This is a genomic window from Cytobacillus sp. BC1816, assembly GCF_051353635.1.
Taxonomy (GTDB): Bacteria; Bacillota; Bacilli; order Bacillales; family Cytobacillaceae; genus Cytobacillus; species Cytobacillus oceanisediminis_C.
The window spans coordinates 2,917,849-2,942,318 of the sequence record NZ_CP195611.1; the positions used below are offsets into that span (position 1 = coordinate 2,917,849).

Annotated in this window: 26 protein-coding genes; 2 read left to right on the plus strand and 24 right to left on the minus strand. The window is 43.4% G+C overall.

Features of this window, described 5'->3' with window-relative positions:
• Window positions 1-2: 2 nt before the first annotated feature.
• From ACR42H_RS14945 to ACR42H_RS14955, 3 genes are all read right to left on the minus strand, one after another.
• Window positions 3-1,046: a HEAT repeat domain-containing protein gene (locus tag ACR42H_RS14945; RefSeq protein ID WP_436371482.1), complete on the minus strand. Its 1,044-nt coding sequence runs from the start codon at window positions 1,044-1,046 to the stop codon at window positions 3-5.
• Entirely contained in the window at window positions 1,047-2,666 is a 1,620-nt protein-coding gene (locus ACR42H_RS14950; RefSeq protein WP_436371484.1) for a GGDEF domain-containing response regulator, read from the minus strand.
• A gap of 491 nt (window positions 2,667-3,157) precedes the next feature.
• Entirely contained in the window at window positions 3,158-3,712 is a 555-nt protein-coding gene (locus ACR42H_RS14955; protein WP_436371486.1) for a DUF3231 family protein, read from the minus strand.
• Between the two features lie 118 nt (window positions 3,713-3,830).
• On the opposite strand from ACR42H_RS14955, the gene ACR42H_RS14960 reads away from it, so the two are divergent.
• Complete coding sequence (locus ACR42H_RS14960) at window positions 3,831-4,400, plus strand: CBO0543 family protein (protein WP_436371488.1); 570 nt, start codon at window positions 3,831-3,833, stop codon at window positions 4,398-4,400.
• A 95-nt stretch (window positions 4,401-4,495) separates the two neighbouring features.
• Here the strand turns inward: ACR42H_RS14960 and ACR42H_RS14965 are convergent, their stop codons facing one another.
• Window positions 4,496-5,176, minus strand: a complete 681-nt coding sequence (locus tag ACR42H_RS14965) for a lysoplasmalogenase (RefSeq protein ID WP_436371490.1) — start codon at window positions 5,174-5,176, stop codon at window positions 4,496-4,498.
• 64 nt (window positions 5,177-5,240) lie between these two features.
• Window positions 5,241-5,639 (minus strand): MOSC domain-containing protein, encoded by a 399-nt coding sequence (locus ACR42H_RS14970; protein ID WP_436371492.1) that lies wholly within the window; start codon window positions 5,637-5,639, stop codon window positions 5,241-5,243.
• Window positions 5,640-6,032: 393 nt separating this feature from the next.
• On the opposite strand from ACR42H_RS14970, the gene ACR42H_RS14975 reads away from it, so the two are divergent.
• Window positions 6,033-6,617 carry a hypothetical protein gene (locus tag ACR42H_RS14975; RefSeq protein ID WP_436371494.1) on the plus strand — a complete coding sequence of 195 codons (585 nt, stop codon included), beginning with the start codon at window positions 6,033-6,035 and terminating at the stop codon, window positions 6,615-6,617.
• 186 nt (window positions 6,618-6,803) lie between these two features.
• On the opposite strand, the gene ACR42H_RS14980 is transcribed toward ACR42H_RS14975, so the two are convergent.
• The 19 genes from ACR42H_RS14980 to cobJ form a co-directional block, all read right to left on the minus strand.
• Entirely contained in the window at window positions 6,804-7,298 is a 495-nt protein-coding gene (locus ACR42H_RS14980; RefSeq protein ID WP_436371496.1) for a CBO0543 family protein, read from the minus strand.
• A gap of 158 nt (window positions 7,299-7,456) precedes the next feature.
• On the minus strand, window positions 7,457-8,662 hold the full coding sequence (locus ACR42H_RS14985) for a CbiX/SirB N-terminal domain-containing protein (protein ID WP_436371498.1): 1,206 nt from the start codon (window positions 8,660-8,662) through the stop codon (window positions 7,457-7,459).
• Between the two features lie 214 nt (window positions 8,663-8,876).
• On the minus strand, window positions 8,877-9,863 hold the full coding sequence (locus tag ACR42H_RS14990; RefSeq protein ID WP_436371500.1) for an ABC transporter substrate-binding protein: 987 nt from the start codon (window positions 9,861-9,863) through the stop codon (window positions 8,877-8,879).
• Between the two features lie 25 nt (window positions 9,864-9,888).
• Window positions 9,889-10,653: an ABC transporter ATP-binding protein gene (locus ACR42H_RS14995; protein WP_436371502.1), complete on the minus strand. Its 765-nt coding sequence runs from the start codon at window positions 10,651-10,653 to the stop codon at window positions 9,889-9,891.
• Between the two features lie 2 nt (window positions 10,654-10,655).
• Window positions 10,656-11,696, minus strand: a complete 1,041-nt coding sequence (locus ACR42H_RS15000) for a FecCD family ABC transporter permease (RefSeq protein ID WP_113884754.1) — start codon at window positions 11,694-11,696, stop codon at window positions 10,656-10,658.
• The gene (locus ACR42H_RS15005; RefSeq protein ID WP_436371504.1) at window positions 11,693-12,529 is read right to left on the minus strand and encodes a class I SAM-dependent methyltransferase; all 837 of its coding nucleotides are present in this window, start codon (window positions 12,527-12,529) and stop codon (window positions 11,693-11,695) included. Before ACR42H_RS15005 ends, ACR42H_RS15000 begins: the two co-directional genes overlap by 4 nt.
• Before the next feature lie 62 nt (window positions 12,530-12,591).
• Window positions 12,592-13,131 (minus strand): cob(I)yrinic acid a,c-diamide adenosyltransferase, encoded by a 540-nt coding sequence (locus tag ACR42H_RS15010; RefSeq protein WP_436371506.1) that lies wholly within the window; start codon window positions 13,129-13,131, stop codon window positions 12,592-12,594.
• A gap of 13 nt (window positions 13,132-13,144) precedes the next feature.
• Complete coding sequence (locus tag ACR42H_RS15015) at window positions 13,145-13,699, minus strand: nitroreductase family protein (protein ID WP_436371508.1); 555 nt, start codon at window positions 13,697-13,699, stop codon at window positions 13,145-13,147.
• On the minus strand, window positions 13,693-14,454 hold the full coding sequence (gene cobA / locus ACR42H_RS15020) for a uroporphyrinogen-III C-methyltransferase (protein ID WP_113884750.1): 762 nt from the start codon (window positions 14,452-14,454) through the stop codon (window positions 13,693-13,695). Before cobA ends, ACR42H_RS15015 begins: the two co-directional genes overlap by 7 nt.
• Window positions 14,451-15,080 (minus strand): precorrin-2 dehydrogenase/sirohydrochlorin ferrochelatase family protein, encoded by a 630-nt coding sequence (locus tag ACR42H_RS15025; protein ID WP_436371510.1) that lies wholly within the window; start codon window positions 15,078-15,080, stop codon window positions 14,451-14,453. Before ACR42H_RS15025 ends, cobA begins: the two co-directional genes overlap by 4 nt.
• The gene (locus ACR42H_RS15030) at window positions 15,049-16,434 is read right to left on the minus strand and encodes a cobyrinate a,c-diamide synthase (protein ID WP_436371512.1); all 1,386 of its coding nucleotides are present in this window, start codon (window positions 16,432-16,434) and stop codon (window positions 15,049-15,051) included. Before ACR42H_RS15030 ends, ACR42H_RS15025 begins: the two co-directional genes overlap by 32 nt.
• The gene (locus tag ACR42H_RS15035) at window positions 16,431-17,567 is read right to left on the minus strand and encodes a cobalt-precorrin 5A hydrolase (protein WP_436371514.1); all 1,137 of its coding nucleotides are present in this window, start codon (window positions 17,565-17,567) and stop codon (window positions 16,431-16,433) included. The genes ACR42H_RS15030 and ACR42H_RS15035 overlap by 4 nt, the downstream gene beginning before the upstream one ends.
• Window positions 17,560-18,342, minus strand: a complete 783-nt coding sequence (gene cobM, locus ACR42H_RS15040) for a precorrin-4 C(11)-methyltransferase (protein ID WP_436371516.1) — start codon at window positions 18,340-18,342, stop codon at window positions 17,560-17,562. Before cobM ends, ACR42H_RS15035 begins: the two co-directional genes overlap by 8 nt.
• Window positions 18,339-19,043 carry a precorrin-2 C(20)-methyltransferase gene (cobI, locus tag ACR42H_RS15045; protein ID WP_436371518.1) on the minus strand — a complete coding sequence of 235 codons (705 nt, stop codon included), beginning with the start codon at window positions 19,041-19,043 and terminating at the stop codon, window positions 18,339-18,341. The genes cobM and cobI overlap by 4 nt, the downstream gene beginning before the upstream one ends.
• Window positions 19,044-20,237, minus strand: coding sequence for a precorrin-6y C5,15-methyltransferase (decarboxylating) subunit CbiE (cbiE, locus tag ACR42H_RS15050; RefSeq protein ID WP_436376951.1), 1,194 nt, complete (start codon window positions 20,235-20,237; stop codon window positions 19,044-19,046).
• A complete protein-coding gene (locus ACR42H_RS15055; RefSeq protein ID WP_436376953.1) occupies window positions 20,212-21,348 on the minus strand; it encodes a cobalt-precorrin-5B (C(1))-methyltransferase in 1,137 nt (378 codons plus the stop codon). Before ACR42H_RS15055 ends, cbiE begins: the two co-directional genes overlap by 26 nt.
• Complete coding sequence (locus ACR42H_RS15060; protein WP_113884743.1) at window positions 21,323-21,997, minus strand: precorrin-8X methylmutase; 675 nt, start codon at window positions 21,995-21,997, stop codon at window positions 21,323-21,325. The genes ACR42H_RS15055 and ACR42H_RS15060 overlap by 26 nt, the downstream gene beginning before the upstream one ends.
• The gene (cobK, locus tag ACR42H_RS15065) at window positions 21,985-22,755 is read right to left on the minus strand and encodes a precorrin-6A reductase (protein WP_113884742.1); all 771 of its coding nucleotides are present in this window, start codon (window positions 22,753-22,755) and stop codon (window positions 21,985-21,987) included. Before cobK ends, ACR42H_RS15060 begins: the two co-directional genes overlap by 13 nt.
• Window positions 22,756-22,764: 9 nt before the next feature.
• Window positions 22,765-24,387 (minus strand): precorrin-3B C(17)-methyltransferase, encoded by a 1,623-nt coding sequence (gene cobJ / locus ACR42H_RS15070; RefSeq protein ID WP_436371520.1) that lies wholly within the window; start codon window positions 24,385-24,387, stop codon window positions 22,765-22,767.
• Between the last annotated feature and the right edge of the window lie 83 nt (window positions 24,388-24,470).

Consider the following 24,470-nt stretch of genomic DNA (forward strand, 5'->3'; position numbering starts at 1 on the left):
GATTAAACGAAATCTCCTTTATTCATCCATTCCCAAGCCATATCCTTTGCATAAGCATCATTTGAGGTTTCCAGCACAAGCTGCAGTTTTTCCCTTCCGTTCGGAAAAAGCATAATGGACTGTCCAGCCTGAGATCGCACCCACCAGGATGCATCATGGAGAAGTTCCAATAAATATGGCAGCAGTTCCGGCTCTTTTAGGGATCCAAACAGCTTCGCGGCCATCATTCTCTCTTTCCAATCGCCGGAATGACGCAGTTTCAGATAGGGGGATAGGTCCTTAACCACACCTAAAGAGGAGAGGGCCTTCACAGCTCGCAATCGTGCCTCTCCATGATAGCTTGCATAAACCGATTCAATAAAATTTACATATTTTAAATCTTTTCTGATTCCAGCAGCATCGACAACAGCATATTTCAATTGTTTTCCTGCCTGATGAAAACCTAAAATAAACTCGCAGAACTTATGATCATTCAGCCGCAGAATAATATTTCTTAATTCACCATCCGAAAGATTATCACTATTAGAAAGGAGAAGATCAAAGATCCCTTCATACTGAAATACCGCAAGTATTCTCAAGGATTGCACTCTTTCATCGTGCGATATTCTCTCTTTCATAGCTGTCTCCAGAACATGAGACTGCAATTCTGTTAGATGGAGATCCTCGATATGGAATAGTGCATTCATTCTAATGCTCCATCTTCTGCTTTTTAATTGCCGTTGAAAGTAATTTCGCAGATGGCTATCAGCAAACTCCCGAAGTTTCTCCGTTTCATTTTCTCCTGTTAAATAAGCTGCGAACTTTGAGAGGAGCTCTTCAGCAGCCTTCTTTTTTATATCACTATCCAAATGGAGATGCCGGCTTATTTTTCCTTCTGAAATATATTCAAATATCTGCGGACTCAGCATTTGAATGCTCTCATTAATTTTCCTTCGAATTCTATGCTCCATCCATTTTCTTATGACCAGGTACAGGAGAATAAGCATTAATAATCCTAAAATTACAGCAGCTGATACGCCAAGAAGATATATTTCATTCTTCAGCATCTAAGTTAACCTCTTTATTAAGCGCTGAATTCTTGCTTCCAGTTCTGTCAGGCTAAATGGCTTTGTCACATAATCCTCAGCACCCAGTTTCAATGCACGGGCGATATCATGCTCACTTTTTCGTCCGGTCAGCATAAGGACATGAACATCCTTTGCTCTTTTTGACTTTTTCACTTCCTGCATCACCTCAAGACCATCCATGACAGGCATAATCCCATCAAGAATAAGAAAATGAGGGCCTTTCTCCTCTATTCGATTGGAATTAAGAAATTTCCGGCCGTCTTCAAAAACCTTTATATCAAGTTCTGCATGATTAAGCTCCATATTGCTTAGAACCTTTGTTAACATCATTCTTATAATCGGATCATCGTCAATAACAGATACATGAAGCTTTTTCTTATTTTGCGCAAAAGAATCGAGTTTACAGCATTCCACCCGGGCTCTTCCCTTTTGCTTGGCTTCATAAAGGGCCTGGTCTGCTGCTCTAATAATGATGTCTCTCTCCATTTCTGGCTCATCAACCATAAATACCCCAGCAGAAAAAGTAACGCTGAATGCATTCTCTCCCTCTGCAAATCGTTTTTCCGAAAACCCTTTTAATATCTTTTCAAGGGCTATTTTGCTTTCGTTCCCGTTGGCACCAGAGAATAAAATGATAAATTCCTCGCCGCCATAACGGAATACATAATCTGTTTGGCGTACATTTTCCTTTAAATACTTTGCAAATTCAACAAGGACCTTATCTCCTGTTTGATGGCCATATGCATCATTAACTTTTTTAAAAAAGTCAATATCCAGCATAGCCAGAGAGAACAGGCGTTGATTCCTTGATAACTCATTCATAAATATTAGTAAACTATCATGAAAAAACCTTCTATTATATACCCGTGTTAATTCATCAATCATAGATGACTGATCAAATAATTTTTTATTGTCCATATGCCGTTCAATTTTTACAAGAAATTCCTCAAGGTCAATCGGCTTGGATATGAAATCATCCGCACCCATTTTATATGACTTTATCCTGGTTTCACGATCTGCTTTTACACTGATCATGATCTTCGGAATATACTTGTTTCGAGTATGATTTTGTATATCTTCTAATAACTGAAAACCACTCTCTCCATCCAGATTTATATCTATTATTAAACAATCTGGACGATGGTCATAATATTGTTCTTTAGCAACATCCAGCTCGGTACTGGCAATGACCATCCAGCCCTTTCTTTCCAAAGCATCTTTGAGGAGGATCAGCATGGAGATATCATCATCAATCAGCTGAATTAGAGGGGCGTTTTCAACCCGTATGGGGTTCTGCTGCTTGACCGTTTGGAAATGTTCATATTCATAGCTCATTTTTTCGATTAAATCGAATAAATAATTTCTCAGGTCTTTTTTATCCCATTCTTTCATTTCCTTTCTTTCAATATCCGCCATTAATCTGTCTGCCAGCTGATGAAGACCAGTAAGCTGTATAGTACCAGCAGTACCTTTTATGGAATGGAGGAACCTGTATACTTCTTCATTACTGATAGATTCACATAGATTGCCATCAAACCAGGATGCAATCTGCCTTTTTATTTTTTCAAATAATAGAACTTTATACTTTTCCAGCTCCATTATCTACACCTCGTTTTTTAAAAGCAGTTCTCTGGTTAAAGTGAATCTATATTTTTCAATTTAGAGCCTAAACCATACCTGCTAATTAGTATTGAATGAAAAAATATGTTTCTATAACAAATATCTTCCATAATTTTAGTCTAAATCATTAATAGTATCCATACAAACCTGGATGTACTGAAAAATATTTGCCTATTTCTGCAGAAGACTAAGGGAATAGCCCTCATCCAGAAATGGAGTTGAAATATATAATTTCTGCTGAAATAATGCATTAGTGGATTCAATTACTATAGATGATAAAGCTATTGAATGTAAATAAGATTAGAGATTTTAAGCCTAAATACAAGGACAGAATAGGCCCTTCTTTTCTTCATTTTTCCTCTCACAATGCTTTGTCAAAATCTTTTACCCAGGTTAACTATTGCCTCCTCAAAAAAACACTTCATGATAAAAGATAAAGAATCCAACTAAAACCATTTGAGCTGGATTCTTTATCTTTGTGGAGAACCGGGGGTATAGTAATATGGCGGCACTTTTAGCCATCCTCTTTTCCTCATCAATGTTTTTACAGTTGCTCCTATAGCAGTCCATTCTAAAAAAAATTGAGTCCACATGAGGCCTAAATCACTGCGGATAGAGTCTACCTGTCCTTTAGCACATGCTTGTGAACAGGTTACTAATTTAAATGCGACCCCATTTGCAATTTCATCATCTGTTAACTTGACACCTAAAGGAACATCTTTCGGGCTTGAATTAGGCTTTGAAGAAGTTACGTCAGGCAAAGGAATTCCTTCGTTTTTCATAAAATTGCTTACCCTTTTTACCTGTGTCTCACATACCTTTACTACATCTGTCAGCATTTCCCGCACTTCATCATCCGCTGTTGTGTTCAATCCCATTTCTTCGTACCTGATAAATTCTTCGATTAAAGTTACATACTTCCATAGGTCTCCAACTTCTATCACATGTAAGAGAGATTTAGGTTCATTTGTATTATCAAATGAAATTCTGAGCATATTAAAAATTGCTTCCAACGCGTTAGACATCTTCTTACCTCCTCATTATATATGTTGTGTAGAGGCAGAAAGAAAATACAAAGATTTAGATGCACTGGTTATATTAATTTCCATTTGAAAATAATTAGAAAAAGATAGGGTGAATTATATGGCGTTTGAAGAGGGACTGGCAAAGTCTGAAAAAGCATATGAACAGTTTACAGAGATAAGCGCTGCATTCGCGGATATCGTTAAGAACGATTTTATTACAACATGGCAATGGTGGTTTGGACTGGCTTTGTTTATCATTCCCTGGATGGTATGGTTTAAGTACAGGAAAAAGGACAGCACTGGGCGTCTTCTCTTAGCTGGCTTATTAAGTATAATTTTATCCCTTACAATAGATCTGGCAGCATTATCTTTGGGGTTATGGTCCTATCCTATGATCATTATTCCTCTGGCACCATTTCTATTTTTGCCATATCACTTTTCCTTAGCACCAGTCGGAATAATGTTTGCTCTCCAGATAAAGCCTCAAATGAATAGCTTGTTAAAAGGAATCCTTTTCTCTGCCATTGCAGCTTTTGGAGGGATGAATTTCTTTAATGCCATCGATTTTTATAATCCAAAAAGCTGGTCTACTTTATATGATTTCGTCATTTTCCTCACACTTTACTATGCCGGATATTGGATAACGAAAATGGAAAGTTTACAGGGACTGGATAAGATAAAATCGTAAGGCGAGTAAAATGGAAAAAATAAAAGACTTTCTTAATTTCGGAAAGTCTTTTTTACATCTAAAGTGTACCTTTAACAGCCTATAGTAAAATCAATCTACAATTGCCGTATCACTTCCGATTTTGCTGTGATCATCCCTTCTCTTTTCCCAATTGAAGAAAGGCTGAAGGCAATCAGGAATTGGGCAGCGTAGTAAGTTGTCATGATGAAAACATCTGAATGAACAACGCTTGAAACAAACATATTCCAAGACAGAATGGAGTCCGAGATAACAAACAAAAGGCTCCCGGCAATGGCCCATTTACTTCCGGTCAGGATGGCTGATAACGCCATTATTGAAATGACCAGCATGTAGGCAATAACAGGCATCACCAGCGTATCATTTCCCTCAGCAGCCAAGGATGAAATCAGCTGGCGGCCAACAAGCCAGGAATATAAACCAATCGGGATTATGGCAGCCAGCCGCAGCTTAGTGATTTGCGCCATTTTCAGGAATCCAGTCAAATAGAAAAGATGGCCAACCAGGAAAGCCCCAAGTCCGGCAACAAATGACACCGCAATGAATCCATCCCCGAGCATGCAGAAAAATAAGCCCATAATGACTAAACGCAATGCCGGCGAAGGGCTGGCAGGGAGCTTACGGAATGCATAAATAATAATTAGTGCCATTGGAATCAGCTTGAAGACAATCTTCAATTCCAGGGGCTCATGCGGAATAATGAAAATATACAAAATAGACATTAGTCCTATTAAAATAGAAATCTGCCAATTTTTCAAAATAAATCCACATCCCTATCTCTCAAAGATAACACTTTATTTTATTAGGAGTCATTACAAACACCTAAACCCGTTTCAGCTTTCTATGGGGTTTTGGCGGTAATTGAACACGTATTTCATCATCTGGTTTTACTTCTCCGCTCTCCAAAACAACACCCATTATTCCAGCTTTCCTTATTAGGTTTCCGTCTCTATCCTGGTCAATAACAGCCTTTAAAAGACCAGGCTGAAAATGATCAATCTGAGCACAAGGATTGCGTAATCCAGTTACCTTAATAGCGGCAGATATCCCAATAAATAAAATACTGTCAGCAGGCAGTTCAAGAAGATTGATTCCCGCGGTTGTAATATTTTCACCCATTTGGCCAGGTTCAATATGGAACCTTTCTGCTAACTCCTCAAATAACTCACTGTGGATTAGATGAACCTGCCTTAGATTCGGCTGGTCAGGGTTTTGTGCCACCCTTGACCGGTGTTTAATCGTTCAACCAAAATGGGCATCCCCTTCAATCCCCAAACCCTTCACCAGTTTTATGATATTTTGATTTTTTTTACTGAAAGTGTGCCTTTTGCTTATGCTTACCGCTATGACTGTACCCACAAGTGAATATTTCTCTATTCCATCCTGCATTTATTCCACACAGCCTTCCTATTCTTTAGACTCCTTTTACTTATTTATTCCATAAAAAATTAATTAGTCCTTCACTCCAGTCCATTATGTTCACCATTGTTTATAAACGATAAGTTAAAAATAATGATTAATGCTTCCTGAAAACTTATAAAATCACACATATAAAAATAAGTAATTAGGAAACATAGACATAACTAACACGCAGTTAAAAGGGGTACATTTGCCGTGGAGGAAAACCGGATAAAAGAATTCGATCATATTGTCAAAATGGGTAAAGAGGGACAAAAAGCTTTAAATCATTACTGGGTGGAATACAGCATTTACACTTCCTTTGAATATTGGTTTATGGTTATGCTATTTATTATTCCTTTAATTGTGTTATTTTTCAAAATTGATAAAAGAAAAATATTTTTCATGGGATTTTATGGTTATAGCATTCATATGCTATTTGGCTATATCGACTTGTACAATAAAAATTCCGGGCTGCTGAATTACCCTTTTCCTATGATTCCAATGGTTCCAGGTTTATCTCTTGACTCCAGTTTCGTTCCTGTCACATTTATGCTTGTTTATCAATGGACTTTAAATCATAAAAAAAATTACTATGTCTATACTGTTCTGACTGCTGGCGTGTTAGCATTTGTTTTTAAGCCCCTTCTTATAGGTCTCGGTCTATTCAGGCTATACGGGCGCACGAATAATTTTTTTCTTTTTGTATGTTACCTAATCGTAATTATATTAGCTAAGGTGATTACGAACGTTTTTTTATGGACAGAGAGTAAATTTAATAACCATAATCATTCAAATTAAATGTGGATGATTTATTTCATGGTGTTCTTTTATTTATAAAACATTCCAGTTGTGTACTAATATCCGCTGCCTTTTTGAGACTGGCACAGAGTCAGATTTACATCAACAATAAAAATAAAGTCATGCCGCCGTAATGGCAGCATGACTTTATTGTGCGAGATAGCAAGGCAAGTTTGCAAAACTTGATTAACCTTCCAACTCATTTAAGTTCCGATTATTCTTTAGTCGATCCAATATTTTGATAAACCCAACAAAACCTCTAATAGTGAATAAGGTAAAATTAACACTGCTAAAGGTATGGAAAATGGACCATTTCCTCCACTTGAATAGTCTGGTGTTTTTCTCAAAGTACCATTGGGCGATGCTCATTGGGACACTGAATATCAAACTTTTGAGGAATATATTTCTTAATTTGTCATGGTAAGACATTTTAACCCAAATCACACTTAAAAGCGGGAAAAACAAAATATCATAAATCAGGTTGGTTTTAAAAATTCTTGAAAAGGGGCGTACCGGGTATTCAACTCTTTTCGTTCCCACAACATAAGCGTCAACCAGAGTGGCAAGGACGCCTTTCGAGAAAAAAATAACTAATGTCTCCCTCATTTTTTTACCCTTAAACAAAAATGGAACCGAAAAAATGCACAATCCGAGAAGCAGGTTCAATAATTTTTTCTCCATTAAGATCAGCCTTTCCTATTGCAGATAATACTAAATTCACCCTTTTAGATCATATTTATTCTCTGAACCTGTTCATCTTCAATCTCACTCAAGGTTTTCTTCACTCATCCATGATAAAAAATAAAGCTGCCCTCTGGCAGCTTGACCCAAATATACAATTAATGATGATGGTGATGGTGATGGTGTTCATACCCGTGTTCTTCCGCATACTTACGGAAATTTTCCAAGTCCTGCATTCCTGTCGAAGTGCCGTCCAGTGCTTGGTTCATACGCTCGAGCAGGACTGTTCTTAACTTTGGATGATACCCAAAATATTCAGCAATATCTATGGAGATATGAGGATAGTTTTCATTAAACTGTTCGGCCATTTTGTTCATTCTCTCCATTAAAATGCCGGTAAACAAGAAATATGGCAGCATGATGATTCTTTTTGCGCCCAGTTTGATGCAGCGCTCTATCCCATCCTGCACAGTCGGCGTCGTGACACCCATGAAGGCACATTCAACGGCTGATACATTCACCTTTTCCCACAGTAATCTGCTGATCTTATAAAAATCAGCATTTGCATATGGATCGCTGCCGCCGCGACCGATTAATAAAATGGCCGTATCATCATGCCGTTTTTTCACATCTAAGCCGGTTTCAGCTAGTCTTGTTTTTAATATTTCAAGGACCTCCTCATGGACCCCTATTGTCTGGCCGTATGTAAACTGAATATCCGGGAAATGCTCTTTGGCATGTTCAATTTCTGCTGGAATGTGCAGTTTGGAGTGGCCGGCATGCAATAGGATGATGGGAATGACATGGATTTCATCTGCACCTTTTTCAACACAAAGCTGAATTCCATCTTCAATATTTGGAGATGCAAATTCCAGGAAACAGGTCTCAACCAACAGGGCTGGGTCTATGGAGTCTCTCATTTGATCGACGAATTGACGGACTTCTTCATTCCCAGCTTCCATCCTGCTGCCATGTCCGACAAATAAGACAGCTTTTTTCATTGTTCCTTTTCCTTTCTTGTATTTATCGATTCCTTTAATGCGGTTTTCATTGCGTTTGCGTTCGCCGTGTTCCATGGAGTAAATGATTGAATCATCTTTCACTGCTTCATGAACAATGTCCCGGGCTGTTTCTTCCTGCTGGACCGAATACCAGGTTCCTTTCGGGTAATCAATGACGACGCATTTATCTTTGCAGCGGCCGTTGCAGCGTGTACGGGATGTATGAATATGCTCGTCTAAACGGTTTTTCCGGATTTCATCCCGAATTTGCTGTGTGACTTTTTCTGCGCCTGCACCCATACAGGTTGCGCCGTTGCAGATGAGCAAGTGACGCTGCATTTGGGTTAGGTTCCAGGTTGTCATTAGGTGCCCTCCTTCAATAATTTTTTGCTTAAAAATGATGCCCGATTTCAGCACGGGGCACTTGCTTTCCGTGGGGCGTGCGGTGAGCCTCCTCGGCTTCCCCTGCGGGGTCTCTCACCTGTCCCGCTGCTCCCACAGGAGTCAAGTGCCCTCCGCTCCAATCAACTCAGCGGTTAAACTTAGGTTCTACTCCAACAAAATGTAAAAAATCAACCTAGTTTTTAAAAGCCTCCGGATAAAAACCTTTTGCCAAAACCTCAAGGGCTTCCCCAACACGAACTCCTTCAGATGCTGCTGATAAAGGCAGGATGACAAAGCGTTCGTTTTGTACAGCAGGTGTCTGGCTTAAAGCCGGATCCTTTTTAAGGAAATCTATTTTTTGTTCTGCAGTTGTTGAACCATAATCAATCACTACAATGACATCAGGCTGGCGTTCTACTGCATCTTCTTTTGAGACGGTGGCCCAATTTCCTTTTACATCCCCGAAGACGTTGTGTCCGCCTGCCATAGTTACAAGTGTATTCATGAAGTTTTGTGTCGCTGTGAATACATCTGTTTCACCGCTGTCGTAAACCAGGACATCCAGCTGCTCTTTTACTTCAGGTAATTCGGATGTAATGGCTTCAATCTCTTGATTCATTTGACCAATTAGTTCTTCACCGCGTTCTTCTACCCTGAAAATTTTTGCGATATTACGAATGTCTGAATAAATATCTTCTATGGTTGGAGCTGCTTTCACAGATGATGATTGTAAGTAGCTGTTAATGCCTAATTCTTTCAGTTCTTCACGTGTTCCAATGTTTTTCTCATTGAAGGCACTTTCCCATCCCCCATATAGAAAGTCTGCTTCTTCTGATATGACTTGCTCTTTTGAAGGGTACTGCTCAGCTAATACTGGCACTTTGTCGTATGCCTCCTGTAATGGCTCATAAATCTCGTTATCCAGAAATGCAGTACCGGCCATTGAATCTTCTAAACCAAGTGCCAGCATGATTTCAGTCACATGCTGATTTAATGATACAGCACGCTTTGGCGCTTCTTCGTATTCATTCACAAACCCTTCATTTTCAATAACCACTTTCTCCGTTTGCTCCGCTTGTTCACTTTTCACCTTTGCTGTGTTTACCTCTTCTGCTGAGCATGCGGCCAATATTAATGCGGCCGCTAAGACCAGAAATGCCCAAATTCTGCTATTTTTCATGTTCCATTGGTCCCTCGATTCGATTTTAATCGTTTGTGTAAAAAAACAAATGAAGCTTTTTTGTAAATGGGTTTTTCGAAACACCTGCCAGCATACGGAATACTTCTCTTAATGTCTCTTCTGTCAGGACTTGCTCCGGTGTCCCCGCCGTATATAGAGCTCCATGGTTCATGACAAGGAGTTCATCGCAATACCCGGCTGCCAGGTTTAAATCATGGAGGGCTGCCACAATCGTGATCGGCAGCTCCTTCACTAAATCCATTAACTGATATTGATGTTCAATATCCAGGTGATTGGTTGGTTCATCCAGAATTAATATGTTTGCCTGCTGTGCAAGGGCGCGTGCGAGCATCACCCTCTTTTTCTCGCCTCCGGATAATTGGCTAAACGTGCGGTTTTTCAAGTGGAGCACATTTGCGAGCATCATGCTTTCTTCCACAATGGCAAAGTCCTCCTGGTTATCTGCGGCAAGCCATTTTTTGTATGGCGTTCGCCCCATCATGACTAAATCTTTTACCGTAAAATCAAAGAGCACCGGTGTTTCCTGACTTACAACAGCTAACTCCTGAGCAAGCTTTTTCTGAGAAATATCGAGAATATCTTTTTCATATAACGTCACTAAACCGCTCGTTTGTTTTAAATGACGATAAATGATTTTTAGCATCGTAGATTTTCCGCTGCCATTCGGTCCAATGATGCCAACGAATTTCCCCTGTTCCACCGAAAAAGTGATATTATTTAAGATTTGCTTGTCCGACACTGAAAAGGACATATTTTTGACCTGGATCATCCTTATTCACCGTCCCCAAAAGAATATCGCTTTCGCCTAAGCATCCAGATAAAGAATGGGCTTCCGCAAATAGCGGTAATGATCCCGATTGGCATTTCTTCAGGCGCCATTACTATACGTGCAGCCATATCAGCCCAAACTAAGAAAATGGCACCCATCAGGGCGCTTATCGGGAGAACCACTTTGTAATTAGACCCCACCATCATTCGCACGATGTGAGGAATAATCAGTCCCACAAAGCCAATGCTTCCGCTGACGGCGACGACCACACCGGTCAGAAGGGATACAAAGAGAATGATAAAAATGCGAAACAGGTCCAGATTAACGCCAAGTGTCGCGGCCGTTTCCTCTCCAATCAATAAAGCATTAAGCTGCCGATAATTCATGATCAGCAAAATAAAAACCAGCAGAAGCGAAAAAAATGGGATGCCAAGATTGGACCATTTCGCGCCTGCGAGACTGCCGAGCATCCAATGCATGACCGCTTGAATGCCGCCCTGCTGCTTGGACATCATCAGCATAAAATTGGTAATGGCGGATAACACCATCGAAACTGCAATCCCTGCCAAAAGCAGACGGATGACCGATAAGCGGCCATTGACACGTGCTAAAATAAACACGATCATCACCGCAAAGATGGCCCCTAAGAATGCGGCAAGGGAAATGGCATAGACCCCTAAAACGCTGAATGCTCCGAGTAAAATGACAGATGCAGCTCCAACGGATGCTCCGGAAGATACTCCGAGAATGTAAGGATCTGCTATCGAGTTTTTCACTAATGCTTGAATGGCCGCCCCGCATATGGCCAGTGCAGCACCTGCTATGGCCGCAAGCAGAATACGTGGGAATCGTATATCCCAAATAATAACCGTCTGTGCCTTAGAAGCATCTGTTGCTATGAATATCCCCAGCTTGGAGAAGATCACTTCCCAAATAAGGCGCGGGGTAATGTCCACAGATCCTACCATCACCGCAAAAGTCATGGATGCAAGCAGCCCCGCGGCCAGAACAGCCATCAGCAATGCAAACCGCGGCCTGGTCATATAAGCTTCACAGGCTCCCAGCTGATGATTGCCGCATGGAAAGGATACCGGTATACATATTGGCCATTCTCTTTGGAAATATATTGTTCAAGTGCGGCTTCCACATGTGCTTGATCAAATTGGGGAGATAAAATTTTCTTGCTTTGGGCTTCAACTAACTGCTGCCATGAATCAAAACGATGCTCACGCTCAAGCTTAATCATTTCACAATCTGCATAAATGCCTAACTGGTACAGCATATTGACGATCATGATATAATCCCTGCGCGGGTATTTAATGTCATAGCCAAACTGCTCATCCAATAGAACGTAATGCGGCTGAATAGGGCCAGTCGTTAAGCCGATTATGGCACGCTTTGCTGCCAGCCTGTTCATTTTCTTCAGCGCTTCATTCATTTCATACATCCGATAAAAGCAGTTCACCCCCACCACGACATCATGCGGCTCCAAGTGTGCTTCTTCCCATTTGCTGTGGACAAACTGGACAGGGGCATCCTCTTCAAAGTACTGCTTTAAATAAGCGAGCACACTCTTTGAACCATCAACCAGCGTTAAACTTCTGACATCCTGGCTGAGCGGAAAGGTATAGTTGCCCCATCCCGGACCGAATTCAATACAGCTTGAGTCTTCCGGGATATGAGGCTTCATTTTTTCGTAGATGGCTTTGGCATACTCATCTGTTTGCTTGTATTTTTTTTTCTTCATGGACTGCATCCAAAAAGCTTCTTCGAGCTCATCATCAACCATTCGCTCCGGCATCCTGCCATGCCAATCCAGCATGCCTTCCTTCCAGAGCTTCTCAAAGTCGTATTGCATAGGGGATTCTTTTATCATTGAATTTCTCCTCAATTCCCAAAACCTAACTGGACAAGGTCCTAAATATACTGTCCGGCTGCTTAAAACTCCAGCCCCTTCATGGCTTTAACATCCTGCTCGGCATAATAATGCTTGGTAGCATCGATGGTTGACACTAAATCGGCTAAATCGAGAATGGCAGGATGTGCAGAACGCCCTGTTATAACCAGATGCATTCTTTTTGGACGGTTTTGAATGGCTTCTAACACCTCAGATAACGGCAGCACATCGTCAATTGAAAACCGTGTAATGGCCAGGGCATTATTCAGTTCGTCCAGCACTAATACATCTGTTGTTTCATCTTTTAATTCTTCTTTTACCGTCTGCCAGGCGATTGCAAGTGCTTCGCGATGCTCCTCCGGTGTTTTTGTCCATGTAAACCCGATTCCTAATTGAACAGTTTCAACACCAAGTTTCCTTAGTGCCAGCTGTTCACCATATGTACGTTCCGGTGATTTAATAAACTGAAAGTATTTCACCTTCATGCCGCGGCCAATTGCTCTTAATGCGACACCAAGCGAAGCGGTTGTTTTTCCTTTGCCATCGCCTGTATAAACTAACAGCATCCCTTCTTGTGCCATAGAACATTCCTCCTTAAAGCCAGGTTGTCTTTTCAGCAAAGTGTGTACGCTTTTTCTCGGAAGCAATTTCTTCTGCCGGGTAGCCGATGCATAGTGTTCCCACTAATTGCTCCTGCTCAGATGCACCGATAAAATCATGCAGTGCGGTATCATGCACAAGGCCAACGCCTCTTGTACGCCATACCATGCCTAACCCCAGCTGTTCCGCCATCAGCCACATCGACATGATGGCACTGCTTACGGCAAAGACATTATCTTTTGTCGCCCCTTCATCTCCTTCCACAATGGCAGATGTTACGACTATGATCAGGGGTGTGTTCGTAATAGCTTTCATGGAACTCTCCACTAAATTCGGCTTTGTGGGAAAACGTTTTTGCAAGTAATCAAGTGCCACCTGTTCGTAGCGTTTTAAGCTTTCTCCCTGCAATACATAGAAATGCCATGGCTCACGCATGCGGTCATTTGGTGCATATGTGGCTGCTGCTAATAATGTCTCGATTTTGTCTCGTTCTACTTCGCGGGATTCAAAGTTTCGAATCGCACGGCGTTTTTTCAAGGCTTCTAACATAATTCATGCTCCTTTTCTATAAACCAGGCAATTTGATCCCGCACTCCTACCACATCTCCAACCAAGATCATCGATGGATTTGAGATGCCATGGTTCTGGATATCCTCTGCAATCGTTTCAAGTGTCCCTGTAATCGTCCGCTGATTGGCAGTTGTGCCCCATTCAATTACAGCGGCAGGGGTTTTTCCGCTTTTGCCATTGGCTATTAAGCTTTTCGTAATGTGAGCAATATTGCCAATGCTCATATAAAAGGCGACCGTGTCAATTTGAGCAAGCGCAGACCACTTTAAAAAGTCCTGCTCCTTTTCAGCGCGGCCATGGCCTGTCACAATGGCAAAGCTTGCCGCATGATCACGGTGTGTCACAGGAATCCCTGCATATGCAGGCGCAGCAATACCGGCGGTTATACCAGGTACGATTTCAAAGGGAATACCCGCTTCCCGCAAAATTGCCGCTTCTTCAGCTCCCCGTCCAAAGACAAAAGGATCGCCGCCCTTTAAACGCAGTACCTTCCAGCCAAGCTTTGCCTGTTCCACCAGCACCCGATGAATTTCATCCTGAATCAGTCCATGTCTGCCCGGCTCTTTTCCGCAATATATCAGCTCTGCATCTGCTTTTGCATGTGTTAAAATTTCCGCATTCACAAGACGGTCATATAAAATCACATCAGCCTGCTGAATGCACTCCAATCCGCGAATCGTCAGCAGTTTAGGGTCACCTGGTCCAGCTCCAACAATATAGACAAATCCGCTCATTGGTTTTCTCCTAAACACTTAAGCAGCCAGGCTTCACATTTTTGCTTATCGCCTTGCTGCATCCACTCCAAAACTTGAGGATCCAAAAGGTCTGCCAATAGCTGCTTTTTCTCATTCCCCGTGAACTTCACTAAGATTCGCTGACGGGCTTCCTTTAAAAAAGATACATACTGCGCGTAATGCTCTCCATATTGCTCTGCTAATTCTGACTTTACGCTGCGTGTCAGGCCCGGGCTGGCGCCAGATGTAGATACGGTCAAGACGAATTCACCGCGGCGGACAACTGCGGGATTAATGAAATCAACACGGCCCTTTGCATCTGCACGGCTGAGCAATTGCCAATGCTGTGCGGCTTCTTCCACTGCATTGTTTACTTCTTCGTCATTTGTTACGGCAAAAATCAGGGCCGCGTCATCTAAATCAGCCGGTTCAAAGGATTTTTCTTTCCAAGTCACAAGTCCTCCATGGATATACTGCTGTAATTTTCCAGTAACCTCCGGGCTGATCACAGTAACTTGCGCTTTCGTTGGCAGGAGTGCTTCTGCCTTCTGGCGTGCCACATGGCCACCGCCAACAATGACCACCTTTTTATAGTCAAGATTCATTAATAACGGGAAATAATTCATGTTCTGCCTCCAAACAAGCTGCCAGCCAATTTTTCACGAGCTGTGGATTCGATGCAAAATGAAAGTGTGTATAGCCGGCTACAAGATTATCAGTTAAATAGCCTTCCTTCTGAGAGCGGAAACGGCCCTTGCTGAAATAGGCGGGTGAAGGATGACCCCCTTCATATGCCGAGTAATGGAATTCATGCCCTTTTGCCAGCTCTCCTTCATTCATTAGAAAGTTGCCCGGAACACCTGTAATTTCCCGATACCCGAGCGCAGCCAATTTATCCTGCATCCTCACCCGGCCCGGAATCACACCGATCATCGGGAAAGCCTGTCCCTTTCGATCCACGATTTCTTCTGTTAAATACATAAATCCGCCGCATTCTGCCAATGTCGGCAGACCCCGCTCCAGCGCGGCCGTGATGGAAAGCTTCGCTGCTTCATTTTTTGCCAAAGCTTCAGCAAACTCTTCAGGAAAACCGCCGCCTATATAGAGCCCTTGCACTTTTTCGGGAACCTCTTCATTTTGCAATGGAGAGAAGAAATGCAATATGGCTCCATGGGCACGCAGCAATTCCAAGTTTTCTTCATAGTAAAAATTAAAGGCCGCATCTCTGGCAACCGCAATATGTACTTCCTGTCTTTCTGGCTGTTCATCAAAAATCGAAGAGGTGACCTCCAGGACTTGGGCTTTCGTTAGTTCCAGAAGCTGATCAATATCTACTGTTTTTTCAATCGCTTCTGCCAAACTTTCAAAATAGGAATCTAAATCACCGCGTTCTATGGCCGGCACCAGCCCCAAATGACGGCTTGGCATGCTGGCTACAGCTCCTTTTGGGAGATATCCAATGACAGGAATTCCGCATTCTTGTTCAATCGCTGATTTGACAATGTCAAAGTGGCTTTTGCTTCCTAATTGATTAGCAAGGACACCAACGATATGGGAGCTGTCATCAAGCATTTGAAAACCTTTAACAATCGCAGCTGCACTTCTTGCCATACTTGCCGCATTGACAATTAAAATGACAGGACTTTTTGTAATCCCGCTAATATGAGCAGCAGATCCTTCATTGGATAGTGGTGATTTGCCGTCATAAAAGCCCATCACTCCCTCAATTACTGATACGTCTGTATCGCGGCTCGCCCTTGCGACAATTGCCTTCACGGTATCATGGGACATCATGAAGCTATCAATATTTCGGGAAGCGCGTGTGGTGACAGCTGTATGATACGCTGGGTCAATGTAATCAGGGCCGCATTTAAAGCCCTGTACGGTTAACCCGCGCTTCATCAGCGCACGCATAATGCCGATTGTGAAGGTTGTTTTTCCGACACCGCTTCCTGTTCCGGCCAGAACAAATCGATTCATCCTCTTCCCTCCTCAAAGTGGACTCGTGCAATGCTGATAGTCACATTCCCGCTTTTCTTTTTCTCCAGCAGCAATTCTTTTGCATTTGCATACCTCATGGCCGCCGGTTCACTGACCCCATACGCCCCTGTATATTTAAAGACGGTGTCCGACGGATTCTGCATCGGAATCTCATTCAGCTCTTCAGGTGTGTATGTAACAAACGGCCAGTTATACTTAGACGTTAACTCCAGCAGGCCTGCCTCGTCTTTCTTCAAATTAATAGATGCTACACCCTTGACACTTTTTTTGCTCAATTGCAGCTCCTCTAATGTTTCATCGATGACCTGCTCAATCTCTGCCATTGAGGTTCCGCGATTACAGCCAATCCCTAGTACAATGGATTTTGGACGGTACAAGACCCCGTTTTCAAGCAGCGCCTCTTCATGCGGTTCCATAATGCGATCTGTAATAAGCAGTGCAGCTTGCGGCTTTGCCTTGATGGCTTCCTCTATTGATGGATAAATCTTTAGATTTTCCGGCAATTCCCGATCGTACGTCCACCAGTTCTTTTCCCCGGTTTCCTGCACGATCGCCACAAGCTCTTCATTGACAACCGATGCACTGACAGGTGTTAATTTTTCTTCGCTATCCCACATCCAGCCAAATTGGGCTCCAAATAAATCGACGGGAATTGTTTTTTGAACATCTGATGCGGTGGTCACAATGGGCACCGCCCCAATCGCATGGGCAAATTCATGGGTTAAGGCGTTAGCACCGCCAATATGACCGGATAATACACTGATCACATACTGGCCTTTGTCATCAACCACTAACACTGCAGGGTCTTTCTTTTTATCGATTAAAAGCGGGGCAATCATGCGAACGACAGCACCGAGAGAAATAATGCAGATAATTCCTTTATACTGCTGGAACAATGCAGGCAATAATAGGCGGACCGTGCCATCAAATAATTGGATCTGGCGCGCTTCTTCATCGCCCTGCTCGAATTTTTTCATATAATACAGGTCTGCATATGGGAATTTTTCCGCATAGCTTCTTGCATGGGCCACCCCATGCTTTGTAATGGCCACAAGGGCATAGGGTTTGCGCTTTTTAATGAATGGCATTTCACCTTCGCGTAAGCTAATCATTTGCCGTCACGCCTTTGCGGAAGCCATGTGTGAACGTTTTGTCATATAGCTTCGAGCGGTATTCTTTTTCATGTATATGCGGGTCCAATGCCCAGCCTGCCAGAATCATCGCATGCTTGCGGATGCCGTTAACACGCATTGCCTCGTCCAGCTCAGTCAGTGTAGTGCGGACAATTTTCTGGTCCGGCCATGAAGCACGCTGCACAACCGCAACAGGTGTATTGTCTGCCCATCCGGCTGCCTGCAGTTCTTTTGTGATTTTCTTTGTTAACGTTGCACTTAGAAACATCGCAATGGTACAGTGATGGCTCGCCAATGCCTGTAATTTTTCACGCTCCGGCACTGGTGTCCGCCCCTCAGCCCTTGTTAATATAAGCGTTTGCGTTAAATCCGGAATCGTCAGCTCTGCCCCTACTGCGGCTGCGGAAGCAAAAACAGAACTGACGCCTGGTACAACTTCACAGCTGATATCGTGCTGTTTTAATAGTGCCACTTGCTCCATCGTTGCCCCGTACATGGCCGGGTCGCCTGTATGTAAACGTACAACCGTTTTGCCAGCATGAACTCGATCAGCAATGCAATCCACCATTTCTTCGAGATGCATCCCGGCTGTGCGGATAATCTCTGCCGACTCTTTTGCTTCCGCCACTAATGTCTCGCTGACAAGGGAGTCGGTATACATGACAACATCAGCCTTATTTAATAGCTTTAAGCCTTTTACCGTAATTAAATCGGGATCTCCAGGTCCTGCTCCGATAATCCAAATTTTTTTCATTTGCGCACCACCATACATGACAAGTAATTTAATTCAGCTCCCCGGAGCTCATGGACATTCCATATGACCTCTTCGTCAGATGTAACCTTTGTTACAACATGTGTTTTGTCCAATAAATCCATTTCCTCCAATAGATTCAGCATATCGTCCATTACTTTCGCTACTTTAATGAAGACAATTGCATCATGAGTTTCAATCACCCGCCGCATTTCCTTCATATCCTCGGTTGCCGGAATCATCGCGACATGGTCATCGCCATCAGCCAGGGCAATCCCTAAGCGATTAACAGATCCATTAAAGGACGAGATGCCAGCTACCGTTTCAATCGGAACATCTGGATGCATGGTCTGCATCAGCTTCATTAAATGGATAAATGTGCTGAACAGCATCGGATCCCCTTCCGTCACGAATGCCACATCTTTTCCCTGAGACAGAAAGCCATAAATAGCTTTTGCGGATTTTGTCCACTCAGCCCTTAGTGTATCTTCATCTTTTGTCATAGGAAAAACCAAACCAAGCATCTCTTTTTCATCGGGATTTATATACATGTCTACAATGCGATGGGCGTAGGATTTACTGCCTCTTAATTTTTTGGGATAAGCAATGACCGGGCTTTCCTGCAATTTGCGGAATGCTTTTACCGTGATTAATTCCGGATCTCCCGGCCCGACTCCTAATCCATATAAAGTACCGATTCTCATTTAGTTCTTTCCTTTCTTTGCAGTCACAATAAAAATAGGATTTAGCGGCTCGAAGCGTGTTAAATGCAGGATTGGCTTGCTTTTTGAAATTTGTGCCTGCAATACGGACACTTCGCAGCCCAAATTTTTCAAATGCTGCATCGCTTCTGCGAGATTTTCGATCGTGGCAATATTCATCACGAGCCGGCCATTTGGCTGCAGCCGTGAAAGGCATGACTGCAATAAAAGCTCCATATTGCCGCCATTGCCACCAATAAAAATCGCATGCGGATCAGGAAATTCATCCAGCCCTTCAGGCGCCTTTCCAAGGACTGCCGTGAAATCTGTCCGATGTTTTAATTGATTTTCCAGGCAGTTTTCCAGATCGCCCTCATTCTTTTCAATCGCATACACAGCACCTTCCCGGGCTATTTTCGCTGCTTCAATCGCCACTGAGCCTGTGCAGGTTCCAATATCCCAGACAATGCTGTTTTCCTTTAGCTCCAGCTCCTGGATACAAAGAGTTCTGATCTCCTTTTTCGTTATCAAGCCTTTATCCGGCTTTCTCTGAATGAACCTGTCATCCGGAATTCCCAGTGAGGCACGCTCCACTGCCACACGCTGCCTTAAAATCACCACATTCAATGGAAAAAAAGACGATTGCTCCATTTCGTCCAAGTTGAAGAAGCGGCATCGCTCATCTTCCCCCTGCAGATTTTCAGCAACAAAGGCATCATACTCCGTCATGCCAAACTTCTTTAAATACGTCGCAATGACCTGCGGAGAATTTATTTGGTCTGTTAAAATAGCAATCTTTTTCCGCCCGTCGATTCTTTGGGCAAAGCCTTTAATAGAACGGCCGTGCAGGCTGACAATATACGCATCCTGCCAGCTATCCTGCATTTTCGAAAAAGCGAGCTGAACAGAGCTTGTATAAGGATAAATCTCCAATGGAAGTTTTTTCGCCAATACACTGCCAAGCCCGTAAAACAGCGGATCACCTGATACCAAAATAACTGTATTTCGTGTTTCCTGCTGCAGGTCAGCCGTTAAGGCCGACAAGCCGCCTTTGATTACTTTTTTCTCTCCAGTAAATTCCGGGAAAAATTGCAAATGACGCTCCCCGCCGACCAGGACATCACATTCATGAATCCAGTCTATGTAGGGGGAGAGCAATCCATCTGCGCCATTATCCCCGATACCAATCATCTTCATCCAATTTGTCAATATTCTCAGCCTTTCCTAGACAGCTTCCCTTCATGGCGTACAGAGTCGTCGATACTTTGACGTTTGCGTTCATATGATTCAGTGCATAATAGCAGCAATTTCGGCAAAGGGCTTCAAAGAATTCCTGGTTTCCATGAAGGATTTCACCAACCTGTGAAGCCGTATTTGCCTGTAAAATGTCCTGCTGGATTTCCTCACTGACTCCCACTTTATTGGCCATGCCTGCTAAAAACTCGAAACTGACTGGTGCACTTTTCGAGTGCACCATCATAACGCCCTGTGCAACCTTTGAGAATTTCCCCATCATCCCAACAAGAGAAACTTTGGGAATCTTCTTCCTTGCTATATTCTTTAAAGTAAAACCGACAAAGTCGCCCATTTCGATGAAGGCTTCTTCCGGCAAATGCGGATACTGCTTCATGGCAAATTTTTCACTTCGTCCGCCTGTTGTAATGACTAAATGCTCACATCCTGCTTCTTTTGCGACATTGATTGCCTGAGCGATACTCGCCATATAGGCGGAACTGGAAAATGGCACCACCGTTCCCCGTGTACCTAAAATCGAGATTCCTCCGATAATGCCTAATCGGCCATTCAATGTTTTTTCAGCTATTTCTACACCGTCCGGAACCGAAATGACCACTTCAATGCCGCGATTTACTTTATATTTGTCCATTGCTTCCTGGACGACACCATGGATCATTTTACGCGGCACAGGGTTGATCGCTGCTTGCCCTACCGCTACTGGAAGCCCTGCTTTCGTGACTCGTCCTACACCGATCCCGCCATCTAAATGGATGCCTTCTTTTTTGGCATATGTAACCGTACTTTGAATTCGTGCCTGATGTGTGGCATCCGGGTCGTCCCCTGCATCTTTGATCGTTTCGCACATGACCCGGCCATCTGACATATCAAAAGCTGTCACTTTAAAAGTGGCATACTGGCCAACCGGCAGATAAATTGTAACTTCATTTGGCACCTCTCCGGTCACAAGTGCCTGCAGTGCTGCCTTTGTCATGGCTGCGGCACAGGCACCTGTCGTATAGCCGTGCCGCATTTGGGATGGATCTTTTTTATTTCGCTGCTTTTGCCCGTTCATCCGCCATAATGGAAATGGCATTCAGCGCAGCGACCGTCACTGTACTGCCACCCTTTCTCCCTGCATTCGTAATAAATGGGATTCCTTCAAGCACGGCCAGCTCGGCTTTAGACTCTGCCGCTGATACAAAGCCGACTGGCATGCCAATAATCAAATCGGGTTTTGCGAGCCCATCTTTCACTAAACGAATCAATTCCAGCAGCGCGGTTGGCGCATTGCCGATGGCGTAGATTCCTCCTTCATGCAGACTCGTAGCTTTTTGCATGGAAATAATGGCACGTGTCGTTCCCTGGGCCTTCGCTTCCTTTGCAACATCTTCATCCGCAATATAACAATGCAGGTCCCCGCCATGCTTTTGGAATCGCCTGCGCCCTGACCCGCTTTCAATCATCTGTACATCTGCCACGACATGACGGCCCGCTAGAATGGATTGAACCCCTGCTTCAATGGCATCAGGTGTAAAAATCATGCTTCTGCCCAGCTCGAAATCTGCCGAGGCATGGATGACACGCCGAACCACCAGCCACTGCTCATCTGTAAATGGATGTTCACCCATCTCCTCTTTAATAATCGCGAAGCTGTGATCGTAAATTTTATCCGGATCTACCGTTACCGGTACAAATGTGGTGTTAAAGTTCATGTTTGCCATGTGTAAAGACCTCCCAATCTTTGAGTCACTTCTTCGAAAGAAGTGCAGAAGTTTTCATATACGAGCGGCGGCCGCTTGATTAAAATAACAGGAATCCCCAAATCCAGAGCAGCGGTCATTTTTTCATCCACCGATCCCACTTTGCCGCTTTCTTTAGTAATCATCAGAGTCACTTCATATTGCTCACAAAGAGCTTTATTTAATGATTCAGAAAATGGTCCCTGGATCGCAATAATGTCCTTTTGTTTAACACCGAGCTTATGACATTTTTCCATGTTTCCCATGTTGGGAAGCATCCTGCATACAAGCCGGATATCATCTCGCATTAAATATTTTGTGAAGATTTCCAGCGTTTTGCTGCCGGTTGTCAGCATGATCGTTCCTTTATGCGATTGAGCCAATTTTGCAGCTTCCTCATAACTTTCTGTTTCTGTTATGAGCGGTGAGGTAAACTGTTCATTTGGCCTTTCGTAACGTATGTAAGGAATGCTGCATGCTTTGGCTGCTGCCATTGCTGTTTTTGAAGCTTCTTCCGCATAGGGATGACTGGCATCAATCACAGTGGTCATCTCTTGCATCTGAATTAGTTCGATCATGTCATTTTCTGACAGACGCCCCACTTTATAAGAAATGCCTTCAGCTTTCAAACTATCAGCTGCCGATTCTGTGACAACGGTTGCCAATAAGGGATAACCTTGATTTTTCAATTGAATGGCTAATGCTCTCGCATCACTTGTGCCTGCTAAAAATAAAATCATGAAATCCTCCTAATCCCCGCATGGTGCCGGCTCGACTTCGATCTTAGAGCTCATATCCTGATAGGTAAAATACTGAATTTTTTTCACGCGCTTAAAATATTTAAAAAGCCGTTCATTTGGATGCGCATTTTCTTTGTATTCTTCTATAATCTCCTTTAATAACGGCACCAGCTGATCGGGCTCAATCCCCTCTGCCACCGGCTGGGCAGCATGGGCTGTACGGCCAACCGGCTTTGCCCCGATAAATAAATCAAACTTCTTCTTGCGGTAAACAATGCCGATATCATCAAATACGGCCCGATAACAGGCCATGCCGCAGCCATTAAAGCCAATATGTAATTCCTTTGGAAGCTTTAAGCCCCCCAGTTCATCTGCAATTTCCTCTGCATATGGAATGGATTCTGCTTTCTCCCCGTAGCAAAAATCGCAGGCTTTTAGATTTAGAACATCGCCTGCTGGCATGACTGTCAGATGGTTTTGTTCGAGTTTTTCCACAATTGACTGAGGCCGTCCGGTTGGAATCTTGATTAAAAATCGGTGATCCGGTGTATATTCCATGGTGCCCTTCTCGCCAACAGCTTCTGCCAATACGCGCATTTGGTCCGGCGTAATAAATTTATTGGCAACACCAGGCGAAACCGCAAATTCAAAAATATCCTCGATTGGCTGCTGCACCAAATGTGTTTGGTCAACCTCCGATTTCGTCACCATCGATAAAGCCTTAAAAGCCATATCCAGTGAGCTGGCTTCTTGTTTTTTGCTTTCAATCTGCTCGTAGCCGGCTTGCGCTTCCCCGGTTTCCTGATTTAATGCCCATGGCTCCGCTTCCTTTTTTAAACGCTGATGCGGCTTTAAGCTTTGCTTCTCTTCGCCAAGCGTATACTTTCTCTGATATCCGCGAGGCGTAATGATCTTGTTGTCATAAAAGAAAGTGGAGGAATTCCCGATCACAACTGTTGTCAGCATACCTATATCGTGTTCAAGCATTTCCGCCAGTGTAGTCAGAATGACATTTTGATTTTCGCGGTAAGCACTTTTCACAAGCCCCACTGGTGTATCAGGAGAACGATATTTTAATAGAATCCTTTGTGCCTCGACAATCTGCCGTGTCCTCCTGCCGCTTTTCGGGTTATATAACGCAATGACAAAATCCGCCATTCCGGCTGCTTCAATGCGCTTCTCGATCACAGTCCAGGGTGTTAAATGATCACTCAGACTGATGGTGCAGGAGTCATGCATGACAGGTGCACCCAGTAAACTCGCACATGAATTTATTGCCGAGATGCCAGGAACAATTTCCACTTCGATTCCTTCTTCTTCCGTCCATCCCATTTCAATCAGCACTTCATACACTAAGCCGGCCATGCCGTATACGCCCGAGTCACCGCTCGATATTACGGAAACAATATGACCAGCTTCCGCTCTTTTCACTGCATCCTGCGCACGGGATACCTCCTCAGTCATCCCTGTGCTGACAATGGAACTTGCTGTTACGAATGGCATGATCAGCTCTACGTATGTTTTGTAGCCAATAATGCAATCACTCTGCTGCAGCGCATCCACAGCCCGTTTGGTTATATGCTCACGATCACCCGGACCAAAGCCGACAACAAAGATTTTTCCCTTCTTCATAGACTAACCTCCAATTAAGAAAAGCACATGCGCCTTGCCTGCTCCCATGCTGCTCGAGCAGGCCCCTGCGCAAGACCATTCTC

Excerpts from the sequence above, each read along its gene's own strand:
- ACR42H_RS14995 (WP_436371502.1), bottom strand. The coding sequence starts at position 10,653 with ATGATCCAGGTCAAAAATATGTCCTTTTCAGTGTCGGACAAGCAAATC.
- ACR42H_RS15005 (WP_436371504.1), bottom strand. The coding sequence starts at position 12,529 with ATGATAAAAGAATCCCCTATGCAATACGACTTTGAGAAGCTCTGGAAG.
- ACR42H_RS14955 (WP_436371486.1), bottom strand. The coding sequence starts at position 3,712 with ATGTCTAACGCGTTGGAAGCAATTTTTAATATGCTCAGAATTTCATTT.
- cobM (WP_436371516.1), bottom strand. The coding sequence starts at position 18,342 with ATGAAAAAAATTTGGATTATCGGAGCAGGACCTGGAGATCCCGATTTA.
- cbiE (WP_436376951.1), bottom strand. The coding sequence starts at position 20,237 with ATGAAGATGATTGGTATCGGGGATAATGGCGCAGATGGATTGCTCTCC.
- ACR42H_RS15055 (WP_436376953.1), bottom strand. The coding sequence starts at position 21,348 with ATGAACGGGCAAAAGCAGCGAAATAAAAAAGATCCATCCCAAATGCGG.
- ACR42H_RS15000 (WP_113884754.1), bottom strand. The coding sequence starts at position 11,696 with ATGACCAGGCCGCGGTTTGCATTGCTGATGGCTGTTCTGGCCGCGGGG.
- ACR42H_RS15030 (WP_436371512.1), bottom strand. The coding sequence starts at position 16,434 with ATGAATCGATTTGTTCTGGCCGGAACAGGAAGCGGTGTCGGAAAAACA.
- ACR42H_RS14985 (WP_436371498.1), bottom strand. The coding sequence starts at position 8,662 with ATGACAACCTGGAACCTAACCCAAATGCAGCGTCACTTGCTCATCTGC.
- ACR42H_RS15025 (WP_436371510.1), bottom strand. The coding sequence starts at position 15,080 with ATGAATTATTTCCCGTTATTAATGAATCTTGACTATAAAAAGGTGGTC.
- ACR42H_RS15060 (WP_113884743.1), bottom strand. The coding sequence starts at position 21,997 with ATGGCAAACATGAACTTTAACACCACATTTGTACCGGTAACGGTAGAT.
- cobJ (WP_436371520.1), bottom strand. The coding sequence starts at position 24,387 with ATGAAGAAGGGAAAAATCTTTGTTGTCGGCTTTGGTCCGGGTGATCGT.
- cobK (WP_113884742.1), bottom strand. The coding sequence starts at position 22,755 with ATGATTTTATTTTTAGCAGGCACAAGTGATGCGAGAGCATTAGCCATT.
- ACR42H_RS15035 (WP_436371514.1), bottom strand. The coding sequence starts at position 17,567 with ATGATTAGCTTACGCGAAGGTGAAATGCCATTCATTAAAAAGCGCAAA.
- ACR42H_RS14990 (WP_436371500.1), bottom strand. The coding sequence starts at position 9,863 with ATGAAAAATAGCAGAATTTGGGCATTTCTGGTCTTAGCGGCCGCATTA.
- cobA (WP_113884750.1), bottom strand. The coding sequence starts at position 14,454 with ATGAGCGGATTTGTCTATATTGTTGGAGCTGGACCAGGTGACCCTAAA.
- ACR42H_RS15015 (WP_436371508.1), bottom strand. The coding sequence starts at position 13,699 with ATGTTAGAAGCCTTGAAAAAACGCCGTGCGATTCGAAACTTTGAATCC.
- ACR42H_RS15010 (WP_436371506.1), bottom strand. The coding sequence starts at position 13,131 with ATGGCACAAGAAGGGATGCTGTTAGTTTATACAGGCGATGGCAAAGGA.
- ACR42H_RS14945 (WP_436371482.1), bottom strand. The coding sequence starts at position 1,046 with ATGCTGAAGAATGAAATATATCTTCTTGGCGTATCAGCTGCTGTAATT.
- ACR42H_RS14950 (WP_436371484.1), bottom strand. The coding sequence starts at position 2,666 with ATGGAGCTGGAAAAGTATAAAGTTCTATTATTTGAAAAAATAAAAAGG.
- ACR42H_RS14960 (WP_436371488.1), top strand. The coding sequence starts at position 3,831 with ATGGCGTTTGAAGAGGGACTGGCAAAGTCTGAAAAAGCATATGAACAG.
- cobI (WP_436371518.1), bottom strand. The coding sequence starts at position 19,043 with ATGAGAATCGGTACTTTATATGGATTAGGAGTCGGGCCGGGAGATCCG.
- ACR42H_RS14980 (WP_436371496.1), bottom strand. The coding sequence starts at position 7,298 with ATGGAGAAAAAATTATTGAACCTGCTTCTCGGATTGTGCATTTTTTCG.